The following is a 12,757-nucleotide window of genomic DNA, read 5'->3' on the forward strand; positions in this document are numbered from 1 at the left end:
TGAACCCGCCTTGAATTTAAACTCCCGGGATTTTCTTTTTCCTTTGGTTGCAATGATAATAATGCAAAGTTTAAAAACAAATTTTTCTGATGAACCGATTTAACAAAACAGGTATTTGCGCGATATTGATTTGTTGCGCCTTCAATGCACTGGGACAAAAGCCGATCCGTGTACCGCTGAAAAAGAACAACCTTAGGGCAGTGAACCGGGAAATTGAGATCCTTTCCGATGAGCACAAAGGCAGAGTAGTCCGGGTTAATGCGGCGAATAACCCGGGAGTAGTCTGGATCAATGACCTGCATTTTAAAAGTGGCAGCATTGAATTCGATGTGAAAGGAAAAGATGTGCTGCAGGAGAGTTTTGTGGGTGTCGCCTTTCATGGCAGTAACGACAGTACCTATGAATCGGTCTATTGCAGGCCCTTTAATTTTAATGCAAAGGATAGCGTGAGAAAAGCACATGCGGTTCAGTATATCGCCCTGCCCGATTATGACTGGCCTTACTTAAGGAAAAACTTTCCGGGAAAATACGAAGCTCCGGTAAATTCCTTCATCGACCCCAACGATTGGTTCCATGTAAAGGTTGAAGTGAGCGGCAAACTAATCCGGGTTTTCATTAACGGGGACAGGATCCCATTGCCCGAAATTCCTCCACTGAGAGAACAGCTTGACGGAAAGGTTGGCTTCTGGGTGGGTGATGGCTCCGACGGGGCATTTTCGAACCTGGTGATCACCGGCGGCCAATGGTTCAAAAAATGACCGGCCTGAAAAATTAGTTCACTGATCGTGTATATTCCACTTCGGAGCCCCCTGAATTTGCAGGAAAATGATATATTGTACCAGAAATAAGAACGCCTGGGAAGGCCGGCAAATATTCTGTTAAATGAAACACCTTATTTTAATTCTGCTATCAGCAACGGGCATCCTGCTGGGGGGCGCCACAATGAATCGGGCGGGGTATAATCAGACATATTCTTTTAAGATGGATACGCTGACCTATGTGGACAGCTCCCGAAATAGAAAAATTCCGGTTGCGCTTTATCGACCGGAGCAAATAAGGCCAGGGGTGATCATCTTCAGCCATGGCTATGGACAGAACGGAGGCGGCGACTATCTCGCCTATTCCTACCTGACAGATTTTCTGGCTGCAAAGGGATATTTTGTAGCCAGCATCCAGCATGAGCTTCCCACTGATGAGCTAATGCCCGCAACAGGCATTCCGCAGATCGTCAGACGTCCCTTTTGGGAACGTGGGGCTGACAATATCCAGTTTGTAATAAACCAGCTAAAAAAGGGGTATCCTGACCTTGACTTTAACCATATCACCCTCATTGGTCATTCCAACGGCGGTGATATGACTGCTTTGTTCCCGCAGAAGTATCCAGGCATCGTTTCGAAGATCATCACGCTGGACAACCGGCGAATGCCATTTCCCTATGATAGAAACTTGAAAATCTATTCACTGCGTTCTGGCGATCAGCCGGCAGATGAGGGGGTAGTACCTGCGGCGGCTGAGATGAAAAGATCAGGAATGGTCATTATCAAACTAGCAGACGTAAAGCATGACGACATGGATGACCATGCTAATGCTGGACAGCGAAAGGTGATCCGGCAATATGTTCTGAAGTTTTTGAACGATCCTTTTTAGCGCCCTTTGTAATCCGGTCGGGATAAGCGGCGATAAAAAAAGCGATATTCACCTATTGAAGAATGACAAAAATTCCAGTACATCAATTAAAAGAGCGAACCAGCCTTCGCTTACACTTAAAGCGTTTTGATAAGGGCGTATTTTCCGAAGATGAAGAAAAAGTGTTCGGTGTTCATAGAGATAACCATTACATTTTCTTTGTCCTTGAGAAAGGGGATGCTTCTGTTAACATCGACTTTGAGGACGTCCTTTTGCCTGGACGTTCATTATATTATGTATTACCCGGTCAGGTACATCAACACATCGTTACTCAGGGCGCTGACGGATGGTTTGTAGCGGCAGATACTGCACTGGTGCCTGCTGAATGCCGCCGCATATTTGAAGCAAATCTATTTCTGCAGCAGCCCTTTAGCTTGAATGATACGCAATTACAACAATGCAGCGGATTGCTGAACCTGCTTTTTGAAAAATATAGAGAGCATGACAACCAAACCTTTGAAGTAATGGCAATTCGTGGCTACGATTATTGTATCAGCGATCATCGAACTGATCGACACGACCATAGTCAATGTCTCAATCAACACCATGAGCGGGAATCTCGGCGCTTCACTCGAGGATACCGCCTGGGTGATAACTTCTTATGCGATTGCTAATGTTATCGTTATTCCTATGACCAGCTTTTTGGCTGAAAAAATTGGCCGGAAGCAATATTATATCGGTTCTATATTACTGTTTACCCTGACCTCGCTCTTTTGCGGACTGTCTGCCAATCTTTGGACGCTGGTATTCTTTCGCTTTTTGCAGGGAGTCGGTGGTGGCGCATTGTTGTCTACCTCACAAGCTATTTTGTTCGATACCTTTCCGCCCAACCAACGCGCGCTGGTCAGCGGCATATTTAGCCTGGGCATTATTATAGGCCCTTCTATTGGTCCGGTTATGGGCGGCTATATTGTCGACAACCTTTCCTGGCAGGATATTTTTTATGTGAATATTCCGATTGGGTTAACAGCAGCGTTTTTATCCTACGCATATTTGAGACCTTCTGCTCCATCCAGAGACGGGCGGCGTATCGACTGGCTGGGGATTGGCCTGCTGACAGCTGGTGTAGGATCGTTGCAGGTAGTATTGGAACGTGGCGAGACCGAAGATTGGTTTGCAGCTGGTTATATCGTTGTACTCAGTATTGTTTCAGTATTGTGTATCACCCTGCTTATCTGGTGGGAACTGCGGATCACTAACCCGATCATTAATTTCAGGGTGCTGAAAAGCCGCACGCTGGCTATATCAGCGGTCATGACCTTCATCCTGGGATTCGGCTTATTCAGCAATTTATTCGTATTCCCGCTGTTTTCACAACGGTTAATTGGGTATTCAGCTTTTCAAACCGGCATGATGTTACTGCCTCAGACCCATTTACCTATGAGCGTATGCAGATGTTCATCCGCAACTTTATGAATCATGGTTCAACGTATTTCGAAGCAAATAAAAAGGCTTTAGGTGCATTGGAAGCGACCATTGCGCGGCAAAGCTTCCTGATGAGTTATATGAATGCTTTTTTTCTTATTGCGCTTCTCAATACCATTTGCATTCCGTTGGTGATCATGACCATAAAACGCAGCAAAGGCATTGCCAAACCGTCAGCGAATATTACAATATCCGACCATTAACACTTTAATTTCAATTATAAATAAGACTATAATCACCTGGGGCGCAAGCAGCAGATTATTACGCCGTGAAGAACGTCCTGGCTGACGATTCCGCGGATCATCCACCTATTTCCGCGATCCGTTATCCCATTTGATTTATGATTCCGCGAAATTTGCATGTTATTAATTAAGAACAGGTAAATAAAAAATGGAAGAAACTAAAGTAGTCATCATAGGAGCCGGTGTATGCGGATTAACGCTTGCAACTTTTTTGCAGAAATCTGGAATATCCTGTGTAGTATTGGAAAGGCGCGACCGTGCCTATATTGAGACTCGTCAGCGTGCCGGCGTAGTTGATTCCCGTGCGGTGAGAATGTTCGAAGATTGGGGCATGGCGGATAAGCTGCTCAGTGGTCCGGCTGCGTATGCCATTGAATACCGCCTGAACGGCTCACCCATGGTGTTTATCGGCGACGACGACAATGGCGCTCAAAGTCTGTTCTGTACGCAGCAAATGCTGGTTAACAATTTACTACGCGACCTGATCGATGTAACCGCAGGTGACGTCCGGTTCGGGATCACTGATGTAAGCATAAGGAATGTGGTAAATGAGCGACCTCAGGTTTCGTATACCGATCAAAGCGGTCAGCACCAGATTACCTGCGATTATATCGCCGGATGTGACGCAGATCGCGGTGTTAGCCGGTCATCTGTTCCTGAAGGCATCCTGACAAAGTACAGCTATGAGTATGGTTATGCCTGGCTGGCGGCATTGGTGGAAGCTCCGGTAACCGGATATCCGATTATGGCCATTAGCGAACACGGATTTGCCGCACAGCTTCCGCGTGGTCCGCAAAGGAGCCGCTATTATCTGCAATGTGCTTTAAGCGACAATGCTGCGGATTGGCCTGATGAGCGTATCTGGGATGAGATCAGATTAAGAGTTGGCGACGATTATGTTAAAAATGCCCATATCCATAATATCGAGTTCGTGCCTTTTCGGTCGGTCGTTTATTCGCCCATGCAGTACAATCATCTTTTCCTTGCCGGGGATGCTGCGCACATCGTTCCTCCAGTAAGCGCTAAGGGTATGAACCTGGGTTTATATGATGTAGACATCCTGGCTCAGGCGCTGATCAGGGCAGCGAAGGAACACGACCTAACTGCCCTGGAAAGTTATTCTGATACTTGTTTGCGGCATATATGGAATTACCAGGACTTTGCCTTATGGATGGCTGATACCATGCATGATGCTGGTGATCCGACCTTACATGGGGCGTTCCGGCAGATGGTTGCGAGGGCTAGGCTGAATAACCTCTTCCGTTCTGCTACAGCAGCCCGTTTGCATATGGAATATCAGGGCGGAACGAACTAAGCGGATTAATATCCGTTATTCCTAATGGATAAGATGAAGAAAAAAACACAAATACCGGTTCACAGTATGGATGACTGGTTTTCAGGTGTCTATATACAGCCCATGGGCGTTCCCAAAAATGATCATCCCGTCTATGAAATGTCGCAGCCGCACCGGCACGATTTTTATCAGTGTGTGCTGGTCGACAAAGGAGAAATGGAGATGGAAGTCGATTTTGAAAAAGTGAGGCTGAGTGATCGTGATGTGTTTCTTTCTTATCCCGGGCAGATTCACCACATTGTCTCTTCCCGCATGCAACGCGGCTGGTTCCTGGCTTTTGATCCCGCTACACTGGACGCTAACCTGAGGAGCATTCTGGATCAGTTCCTGACAGAAATCATGCTGATACAATTATCACAGCAGCAATCAAAAAACTTCTATTCACTCATGCATCATTTGTATCAGATTTATAAAGATCCAGGACAACTGTACCAGCAACAAGCCCTGCAAGCGATGACCTGCTCCGTTATTTATCAACTCTCATCAACTTACCTGCGGGAAGAGCGGTCGACACTGGGCAGGCATTCTTTCCGCAATGTCGAGATCACTAAAACCTTCCGGGAACTGCTTCGTCATCACGACAAATCGTTGAAAAACACCTCGCAGTTTGCTGCTCGAATGAACATAACCGCAAGTCATCTGAATGATACAGTTAAATCTGTTACCGGCTTCCCGGTTACTTACCACATTCAACAGGAACTGATAAGGGAAGCCCGGCGGTTGCTGTGTTTTTCTGACAGGACCATCATGGAAATAGCTGGCACTCTTGGATTTGATGATGTTAAATATTTTACCCGTTTATTCAGCAAAGTTACAGGTGTGGCACCCGGTAAATACCGGAAAGCCTTCCTTGTCTCCAGGTAGCATCAGATGTTTATTTAAATTAATCGTTCTTTTAATCGCAACTACCCGACGTTTATTTCTATATGCAGTAGGGGTTGTGTCTGTGTAACGCTTAAAAAATCTGGAAAACTGTGACGGGGAAAATGTAAATGCAATTTCGCTGATAGACTTTTGGGTGTTGATTAGCAGCGTTTACTTAAATCCATAAGCTTTTCTTCGAGCAAAGCAGAGAGTAATATTGCTCTTCATCTCTTAGCTCTTCTGCGCTAAGAGGGTTTCTGTCTCACTTAAAAAGTTTTCCATTGCCTGTTTGATGTCAATGTTCATGCGGTTGGCCAGCACAATGATCCACCAGATCGATTCACCTGGCTTATGGTCAAGATGATGTGGTGTTTGCCCTGCGGGCCATTCTTAGAGCCCTGGCCGAAAACGAGTTTGTGCCCTACCGGATCATCGGAAAGGACACACTTGCATTGAAAAACGACCAGTGCCTCTTCTTCAGCGATATTGATGGCTATCATTTCCTCATCCGCCGCACCGGGAACAGGGAATATAATTTGGGCTATCGTCTGAAACCCGTGGATACCGCAACCTGGAGCAAACGGTATGGGCTATATGAGCAGTTGGGCTACCAGCTACTGATCGGCGACAGTAAATTCAAAAGTGTCGCATTGCGTTTATCCCCGGAAGGCGTACTGAAATTTGGGGAGGACGGGCAATACCTGACCGTGGATTTTGCAGGGATTGTCTTCAGGAAGCTCAAGGAGTAAAGAAGGATTGCTAAAAATATCTGTATCTATAAAAGTCGAGATGGTTGCTGGAGGTACATAAAAAATAATTTATTTTCTTTTTGCGCCAATTAAATAATCTATTCTATATTTATTGTATATATAACGCAATAGTAATCCCTAATTAATTTATGAAACGGACTATCCTTTCTTTAATGCTAGTAATGGTAAGTTTTTATGTATCTGCCTTAGATGGAGAATTTGCATTAAAAGGTTCGAATCTAATACCTTATGTATGGAAGATTTCAAGAGACGCAAATTTGCAGCTGTCCCAGGCCGACTTCGACATTCATAAATGGCCGTCCATAAATTTAGGAGTAAGCTGGGAGAGACAAGGATATTTTTCTGCTGATAAGGAGTTGGTACTGGCAACTTATTTCGAAGTTCCAAAAACGGGGGCAGACAGAGGGCGGAGCCCTTTTCAATTAGCGGTAAACCTGCAATGTAAGGTTCTTGAAATATACCTGAATGGGAATAAAATTGGTGAAAACCTTCAGTTCCAACCCCGGCCAAACGTTATCAGCGTCCCCGGTAATCAATTATTGTTTGATAAAAGAAACTTGATTGTACTTAAAATAACCAATGTCAAATGGACAGGGGGTGTCTGTAAAAATTCATTCAGGCTGACACATCCCGATTTTGCTTCTTCAGATTCTATTAGTTTAAAAACAGCAATGCCGGCAAATACCTATTATGAGAAGGACAATTTGGATTTTTCTGTTCTTTATAAATTTAACGGGCGAATGCCGGTTAAATTAAAGATGACAGTAATATCGGACTTTCGTGATACTGTAGCAACCCGGAATTTTGGATTGATAAAGGAAGACAGGACTTTTACTGTTTCCTTAAAAAGGAAATTGTTTAAGCCTGGATTTTATCATATAATAGTTTATACTGAGGGGCCTTTTTACGAACAAAGAGATATGTGGATCGCAATCGAGCCAGAGAGAATATCCTGTAGTGAAGACGGAGCTCCGGACTTAAAGACCTGGTGGGATAAGACAAAACTTGAAATGGATTCTATAGACTTTAAAACAGAGATGACTAAATTGACCGATTTGGGAAACTCTTCTAAAGATGTCTATAAGGTTGAATTTACCTCTCTTGAGAATATAAGGATTACCGGGTTTATGTTTGTTCCTAAAAAAGAAGGAAGATTTCCGGCTATACTGCATGTGCCTGGATATGGACAGGCTTACACATCTGGTAGTTTCAGCACGAATAAGGAAGATGTTATTGATTTTGCGGTTGCGATAAGAGGACAATCTCCAAGCAATAAAGTGATTAATCCCGGATTCGGCCTGGTAGGACTAGCGGCCTACAAAATTGATAATCCGCGTAATTATATTTACCGGGGTGCATATATGGATTGCCTGAGGGCTCTGGATATCCTGAGGTCTTTTTCTAAAACCGATTCTTCCCGGGTTGCTGTAATGGGAGGGAGCCAGGGGGGCGGTCTTTCACTGGCAACGGCAGCACTGGCCGGCAATAAGATTAAAGCATGCGTGACATTATGTCCTTTTCTTTGCGATTTAGCACATCATGGCATGGTGAGGGAAGTTTGGCAACGGGAAAAATTTTATTTCTCTGAGGCATATAAATGTAAAATGGAAACGATAGATAGTACACTTAGATATGTTGATGTCAAGAATATGGCATCATGGATAACTGCAAAAGTTTTCTTTGCTTCTGCACTTTTCGATGATGACTGCCCTTCACATGTTGGATTTGCTGCATTTAATAAAATTAATTCTGAAAAAAGATATAAAATATATCCCAATGACGGTCATATGGTTCTGGCAGATGAAGCGAACGTTGACGGCAATCATTTTTTAAAAGAGGTTTTAGAATATTAACAAAGCCTCGTCCTGTAAATACTTTCCAGGTACACCACTGTTCTGCCTGGTGATTTCAGCGGCTGCTTCAGGTTTACAGGCGAAACTTGAGTAATATAACTATCTATTCTACGCCCTTCAAAGTCAGGATAACTCCCGAATATTTTTCGTGATCAGCTCCAATATACTGCATATCTGCTCCAGAAAAATTATCTTTCATGGCCTCCTCCTTTAGTAAACGATAGTCCATTTTCTCAACATGCTCATCCCAGTCATTTTCAGAAGATGGCTTTATTGATTCGAGATCTTCCATTTTGAATAGCGGACGTTCGAGCATTTTCCTGGAACGTTTCACAAAGACGGTATCGCCTTCAATTTTATCAATCTTTACCCAACCGCCAGGTACTCCGTCAATACTATTACCTTCAGCATCTGTAAAGAAATTAGCTCCATACATCTGTCCAGCTTTTATGTGTTGTACCGCTTTTGCAAGGTTTTCCTTTTCACCACGGTATTTTTTTCCTTCGTTATTGAGTTTTATTCCATAAATTACAGAACCTGTTGTGGCGATAGCGAGCATAATAAGATACCCTTTCCAAAGCTTAAAATAGGGAATTGTGAGTGTTTTCTTGAATCTTTTTACTTCGTCCTTAATTTCCTGTGAATAATTTCGGGCGTGGATAACTTCGCCATTTCCATTCACTAGTCTGGACATTTTTACCAGGCCACCACCGATGGGAAGCCCCAGGAATTTAACGGCAGGTGTAATAATGTGAAGATTGAAATTTTCTGATTGTGTCTTTTCTTTTAATGTAGCTGTAATAGTTTTGCTACCTAGAACATATTCGTAACGGGTATAAAAAAATAGCATGATTTAAAAAAATGTTTTTATACAGGGTTTAAGTCGATCCCTACTAAAAAACAATAAACAAATATTGTGCCTTTTGATGTCAAATATCTTTTTTTAGAAAATGGCCGCACCTTCTGCACCAGCTTTTCCCTTCAAATTGTCTTTCGGAAATACGCAGATCCTGCTTTTAAATACGAGATGAAAGCCATCCCCATTGTTTCAAAGGACGGGAAAAGAAAAGAATACCTTTGACAAGGTTCTATGTAGTTGCTAAATTTTTATTGTATAATACAGGTCGTTCCATTCACCTTTCAGTAGTTAGCTCGTATCCGCCCGACGAACCCCATATTGACCTGGAATTCTTAGTGGTCTTACTTTGCCTGCACGATAAAGATAAAAGTAATGGATCAACGAGAAAGAATGAAAGCCGAAGTGGAGCGGTGGCGCCAAAGTGGGCTATCGCAAAAAGAGTTCTGTAACGAGTTAGGAATCAAAGTAGGAACGTTTGCCTACTGGGTGTCCCGCAGCAAAGAATCAGAAAAGAAGAAATGATTTATACCGATGACTCCTCCTGCCGGAATGGTAGAGATAATAGAAGTTAGTTATCCTAACGGAGTGCGGATCAAAGTACCGGCTTCAGATCTGAAGGTCATTTCTCAGCTCATCCATTTGTATTAATGTTCAGCCTGAACTCCGCACACCGGTATTTCCTCTATCAGGGCCATTGTGACATGCGGAAAAGTTTCGGTGGCCTGTGCGGTTTGGTTAGTTCAGAACTCAAAAGGGAAGTATCTTCAGGAGAAGTCTTTGTTTTTCTCAACCTGCAACGCACCCATATTAAGCTCCTGCACTGGGAACATGGCGGCTTTGTATTATACTATAAGCGGCTCGAACAGGGTACTTTCCCCACTCCTAAAAAGGAGCAGCTGAGCTGGGCCGATCTGGTGCTGATGATCGAAGGGATACAGGTTCAGAAGAGCCGCCAGTTACGACGTTATCAGGCATAAAAAGTGGTTTTCTCTTGCATCGGCTGCCCAGATTATGTAAAGCTTTGCATAACCTGGGCCGAAAGAATTACCTCTTTGCAGGAACACATGATGCAGGGACAAGAGCAGGGATGATCTATTCATTCTTCGCTATTTGCAAAAAGCATGAGGTGAATCCGCTGCAGTGGTTGAAATACGCCCTGCAAAATATCATGACCATTAACCATAAGAACATTCGTGACCTCTATCCCCAGAATTATGAGAAACTAATGCAGTCCTAAAAGACAGGGTTCGTCGGGCGGATACCATCAGTCTATTATTAGAATTGCCGAAACGGCTGCGGTGCTTTTAACTGTTGATGCGATAATGAACTCATCAATGGCTGACGGTGATAACAAGCCACTAAGATGATGCCCAAGCTCGAATAAGCACTAACAAACTCAAAAAAATAGCGAAAGAAGAACTGTAAAGTTTCCTTATAATATAGATAAACGGCAGTCGGGCTGACTCAACGGGCGAAGCTATCTTTCGGATGGATGTCGCCTTGTATCCTTCCCGTAACAGCAACGCTATTGCGTTATCCAGGATACCTTGCTTTAAATTGTTTATATCTGTCCTTGCGTTCCCTTAAATCCATATTAGTATACATTCGTTTCGAATAATTTTAAGATGCTAGTTTGTTAAACGGTGTTCATTTAAAATAAATGTCTCGATTTTAAATTGCTGTTTAATCGAGTAAATGTAGTGTGTTGTTAAATGTATAGCTTTCAATATGTTGATTTGCTGTATTTTAATATTTTTTATCAAGAAATTAATAAAAATTTGCATGATTGAACGGTGTTCAATATTTTTGCATGGTAATTTAATTATACTATTACAAATGAAAAAAGCAATTATTACGGGAGCAAGTGGCGGCATTGGCCTGGAAACGGCCAAGCGACTTTCGGCACAAGGGTACCTGCTGACCCTGGTAGCCCGCAACAAACAGAAATTGGAAGAAGTTCAGCAATCGCTCGGAGGGGACAAGCACCAGATCCTTGTGGCCGACCTGACAAAGAAAGAAGATGTCCGGCAGGTCTGCCTGCATTTGTTAAACAATAAATACGATCTGCTGATCAATAATGCCGGAACAGGAAGTTACGGCCGGTTTACCGATCTGTTACTTCAGGACCAACTGGACACCATGTCCCTGAACATGGATGCACTGGTATCATTATCCTATACATTTTTAACCAAGGCAGTTTCCGGTGATGCACTGGTCAATGTCAGTTCCCTGCTGGCACATAGCTCACTGCCCGGCGGAGCGGTCTATGCTGCAACAAAGAGTTTCGTTGCCAATTTCTCCGAGTCGTTATGGTACGAGTATAAAAATAAAGGTATCTTTGTAATGGGCTTTAACCCCGGAGCGGCCGATTCGGATTTCCATACACATGCTGGCAAGGACACGAGTGTATTTCCAAGATTTGTGATGTCCACTGTTTCCCAGGTTGTGGATGAATTGATGCAGGCATTGTCCGCCAGAAGCCGTCCGAGAGTTATTCAGGGATTCAAGAACCGGATAATGCTGTTCGGCTTCAGGTTCCTGGGCAGGAAATCAGCCATAAATATAATGGGTAAAATCAGCCCCGGGCTGTCCCAGTAGGTAGGATGTCCCCTAAACGGAAAAAAGAAAATGGGTATAGCAGAGAGAAAACTGGAAGAAAAACAGGAAATGCGTAAGCGAATCCTTGATGCCGCACGCAAGATTTTCCTTGAAAAGGGGTATGAAAAGGCCAGTATAAGAAATATAGCCAACGAGATCAGTTACAGTCCCGGAATGATCTATTTCCATTTCAAGGATAAAAGCGAGGTTTTTTACGAACTGCACAAGGAAGGTTTCAGGCTCCTGATGACGCGGTTGAAGGTGCTGGACAGCGTTGCAGACCCTTTTGAACGGCTAAAGGCCGTAGGTCGGGTATTTATACAGTTTGCGCAGGATAATAAAGACTATTACAACTTGATGTTCATCGAGGAGCCTGCCAGTAAAACAGGTGAAGCCGGGGGCTTTCAAATTGCCAAGGAAGCAATCAGCCATCTAATAGAATTGATCGGGGAATGCCAGAGACAGGGAAGGTTCCAACATGCGGACATTGAGGATTTTTCATTTATGTTCCTGTCTTCCGTACATGGAATCTGCGCATTATTTTGTAAGGACCGTACCACCAATTTTCAAAACAAAACAAATGAGGAGCTTATGGAGCATGGCTATGCGTGTTTTGTTTCGCTACTGGAAAAAGGGTAATCCTTTTTTTTTGTCTCAATATTGAACAGCGTTTAAAATTATTACAATGATTAATATAAATCAAATCAGAAAGATCTGGCTTGGTATGGTGCTTTCCCTTGCCGCTACGGGCCTGCTCAGCGCACAGAGTAGGCTGGATGGCTATATAAAAGTGGGTATCACATCCAACCAGAGCATCAACCAACAGAATTTCATGTTGGAAAAAAGTGTGTATGCACTTGGGGAGGCAAAAAGTATGTTTTTTCCCAATGTATCGTTTTCAACAATCTATACAAAGGCGGACGGTGGCCGTACCATAGATATTCCTGTGGGCGACATGATGAACAGTGTCTATTCCACATTAAACCAGCTTACCGGAAGCAATTCTTTTCCGCAATTGCAGAACCAGCATGTGCTGATCAATCCCGATAATTTCTATGATGCCAGGTTCCATATCACCCAGCCGATCCTCAATGCCGAGCTCAGCT

At 43.6% G+C, this 12,757-nt stretch carries 15 protein-coding genes and 2 pseudogenes; 15 read left to right on the forward strand and 2 right to left on the reverse strand.

What is annotated here, in order from left to right; translation table 11 throughout:
- The first annotated feature begins 89 nt into the window (after positions 1–89).
- From DDR33_RS06030 to DDR33_RS06050, 7 genes are all read left to right on the forward strand, one after another.
- On the forward strand, positions 90–758 hold the full coding sequence (locus tag DDR33_RS06030; RefSeq protein WP_109414883.1) for a hypothetical protein: 669 nt from the start codon (positions 90–92) through the stop codon (positions 756–758).
- A 124-nt stretch (positions 759–882) separates the two neighbouring features.
- The gene (locus DDR33_RS06035) at positions 883–1,647 is read left to right on the forward strand and encodes an alpha/beta hydrolase family protein (RefSeq protein WP_109414884.1); all 765 of its coding nucleotides are present in this window, start codon (positions 883–885) and stop codon (positions 1,645–1,647) included.
- A 62-nt stretch (positions 1,648–1,709) separates the two neighbouring features.
- Positions 1,710–2,300 carry a hypothetical protein gene (locus tag DDR33_RS26600; protein WP_238387691.1) on the forward strand — a complete coding sequence of 197 codons (591 nt, stop codon included), beginning with the start codon at positions 1,710–1,712 and terminating at the stop codon, positions 2,298–2,300.
- Positions 2,224–3,102, forward strand: coding sequence for a DHA2 family efflux MFS transporter permease subunit (locus DDR33_RS06040; RefSeq protein ID WP_238387701.1), 879 nt, complete (start codon positions 2,224–2,226; stop codon positions 3,100–3,102). The genes DDR33_RS26600 and DDR33_RS06040 overlap by 77 nt, the downstream gene beginning before the upstream one ends.
- Positions 3,099–3,314, forward strand: coding sequence for a hypothetical protein (locus DDR33_RS26605; protein WP_238387692.1), 216 nt, complete (start codon positions 3,099–3,101; stop codon positions 3,312–3,314). The genes DDR33_RS06040 and DDR33_RS26605 overlap by 4 nt, the downstream gene beginning before the upstream one ends.
- A 187-nt stretch (positions 3,315–3,501) precedes the next feature.
- Positions 3,502–4,668: a 4-hydroxybenzoate 3-monooxygenase gene (locus DDR33_RS06045; RefSeq protein WP_109414885.1), complete on the forward strand. Its 1,167-nt coding sequence runs from the start codon at positions 3,502–3,504 to the stop codon at positions 4,666–4,668.
- Positions 4,669–4,701: 33 nt separating this feature from the next.
- Positions 4,702–5,571, forward strand: coding sequence for an AraC family transcriptional regulator (locus DDR33_RS06050; RefSeq protein ID WP_109415099.1), 870 nt, complete (start codon positions 4,702–4,704; stop codon positions 5,569–5,571).
- Here the strand turns inward: DDR33_RS06050 and DDR33_RS06055 are convergent.
- On the reverse strand, positions 5,506–5,739 hold the full coding sequence (locus DDR33_RS06055) for a helix-turn-helix domain-containing protein (RefSeq protein ID WP_109415100.1): 234 nt from the start codon (positions 5,737–5,739) through the stop codon (positions 5,506–5,508). The genes DDR33_RS06050 and DDR33_RS06055 overlap by 66 nt on opposite strands.
- Positions 5,740–5,939: 200 nt before the next feature.
- Here DDR33_RS06055 and DDR33_RS06060 point away from each other — a divergent pair, with 200 nt between their 5' ends.
- On the forward strand, positions 5,940–6,320 hold the full coding sequence (locus DDR33_RS06060) for a hypothetical protein (RefSeq protein WP_146198709.1): 381 nt from the start codon (positions 5,940–5,942) through the stop codon (positions 6,318–6,320).
- A 149-nt stretch (positions 6,321–6,469) separates the two neighbouring features.
- Positions 6,470–8,194: an acetylxylan esterase gene (locus DDR33_RS06065; RefSeq protein ID WP_109414887.1), complete on the forward strand. Its 1,725-nt coding sequence runs from the start codon at positions 6,470–6,472 to the stop codon at positions 8,192–8,194.
- Between the two features lie 103 nt (positions 8,195–8,297).
- Here the strand turns inward: DDR33_RS06065 and DDR33_RS06070 are convergent, their stop codons facing one another.
- On the reverse strand, positions 8,298–9,044 hold the full coding sequence (locus tag DDR33_RS06070) for a hypothetical protein (protein ID WP_109414888.1): 747 nt from the start codon (positions 9,042–9,044) through the stop codon (positions 8,298–8,300).
- 399 nt (positions 9,045–9,443) lie between these two features.
- Between DDR33_RS06070 and tnpA the strand changes: the two genes are divergently transcribed.
- The 6 genes and pseudogenes from tnpA to DDR33_RS26445 all read left to right on the forward strand — a co-directional run.
- Positions 9,444–9,575 carry an IS66 family insertion sequence element accessory protein TnpA gene (tnpA, locus tag DDR33_RS26935; RefSeq protein ID WP_394341105.1) on the forward strand — a complete coding sequence of 44 codons (132 nt, stop codon included), beginning with the start codon at positions 9,444–9,446 and terminating at the stop codon, positions 9,573–9,575.
- A gap of 125 nt (positions 9,576–9,700) precedes the next feature.
- Complete coding sequence (gene tnpB / locus DDR33_RS06080) at positions 9,701–10,030, forward strand: IS66 family insertion sequence element accessory protein TnpB (RefSeq protein ID WP_109414889.1); 330 nt, start codon at positions 9,701–9,703, stop codon at positions 10,028–10,030.
- Positions 10,031–10,083: 53 nt separating this feature from the next.
- Positions 10,084–10,290, forward strand: a pseudogene (locus DDR33_RS06085) (IS66 family transposase); the annotation flags it as partial.
- Positions 10,291–10,889: 599 nt separating this feature from the next.
- Positions 10,890–11,651, forward strand: a complete 762-nt coding sequence (locus DDR33_RS06090) for an SDR family NAD(P)-dependent oxidoreductase (protein ID WP_158280651.1) — start codon at positions 10,890–10,892, stop codon at positions 11,649–11,651.
- Between the two features lie 30 nt (positions 11,652–11,681).
- A complete protein-coding gene (locus DDR33_RS06095) occupies positions 11,682–12,290 on the forward strand; it encodes a TetR/AcrR family transcriptional regulator (protein ID WP_109414891.1) in 609 nt (202 codons plus the stop codon).
- Positions 12,291–12,336: 46 nt separating this feature from the next.
- Positions 12,337–12,757 (forward strand): annotated as a pseudogene (locus DDR33_RS26445) (TolC family protein); the annotation flags it as partial.

It is taken from the genome of Pararcticibacter amylolyticus (assembly GCF_003130405.1).
Taxonomy (GTDB): domain Bacteria; phylum Bacteroidota; class Bacteroidia; order Sphingobacteriales; family Sphingobacteriaceae; genus Arcticibacter; species Arcticibacter amylolyticus.

What these genes read in the sequence shown, in the direction of transcription:
- DDR33_RS06050 (WP_109415099.1), top strand. Translation starts at nt 4,702, where the DNA reads ATGAAGAAAAAAACACAAATACCGGTTCACAGTATGGATGACTGGTTT.
- DDR33_RS26600 (WP_238387691.1), top strand. Translation starts at nt 1,710, where the DNA reads ATGACAAAAATTCCAGTACATCAATTAAAAGAGCGAACCAGCCTTCGC.
- DDR33_RS06045 (WP_109414885.1), top strand. Translation starts at nt 3,502, where the DNA reads ATGGAAGAAACTAAAGTAGTCATCATAGGAGCCGGTGTATGCGGATTA.
- DDR33_RS06065 (WP_109414887.1), top strand. Translation starts at nt 6,470, where the DNA reads ATGAAACGGACTATCCTTTCTTTAATGCTAGTAATGGTAAGTTTTTAT.
- DDR33_RS06030 (WP_109414883.1), top strand. Translation starts at nt 90, where the DNA reads ATGAACCGATTTAACAAAACAGGTATTTGCGCGATATTGATTTGTTGC.
- DDR33_RS06090 (WP_158280651.1), top strand. Translation starts at nt 10,890, where the DNA reads ATGAAAAAAGCAATTATTACGGGAGCAAGTGGCGGCATTGGCCTGGAA.
- DDR33_RS06070 (WP_109414888.1), bottom strand. Translation starts at nt 9,044, where the DNA reads ATGCTATTTTTTTATACCCGTTACGAATATGTTCTAGGTAGCAAAACT.
- DDR33_RS06095 (WP_109414891.1), top strand. Translation starts at nt 11,682, where the DNA reads ATGGGTATAGCAGAGAGAAAACTGGAAGAAAAACAGGAAATGCGTAAG.
- DDR33_RS06035 (WP_109414884.1), top strand. Translation starts at nt 883, where the DNA reads ATGAAACACCTTATTTTAATTCTGCTATCAGCAACGGGCATCCTGCTG.
- tnpA (WP_394341105.1), top strand. Translation starts at nt 9,444, where the DNA reads ATGAAAGCCGAAGTGGAGCGGTGGCGCCAAAGTGGGCTATCGCAAAAA.
- tnpB (WP_109414889.1), top strand. Translation starts at nt 9,701, where the DNA reads ATGTTCAGCCTGAACTCCGCACACCGGTATTTCCTCTATCAGGGCCAT.
- DDR33_RS26605 (WP_238387692.1), top strand. Translation starts at nt 3,099, where the DNA reads ATGAATCATGGTTCAACGTATTTCGAAGCAAATAAAAAGGCTTTAGGT.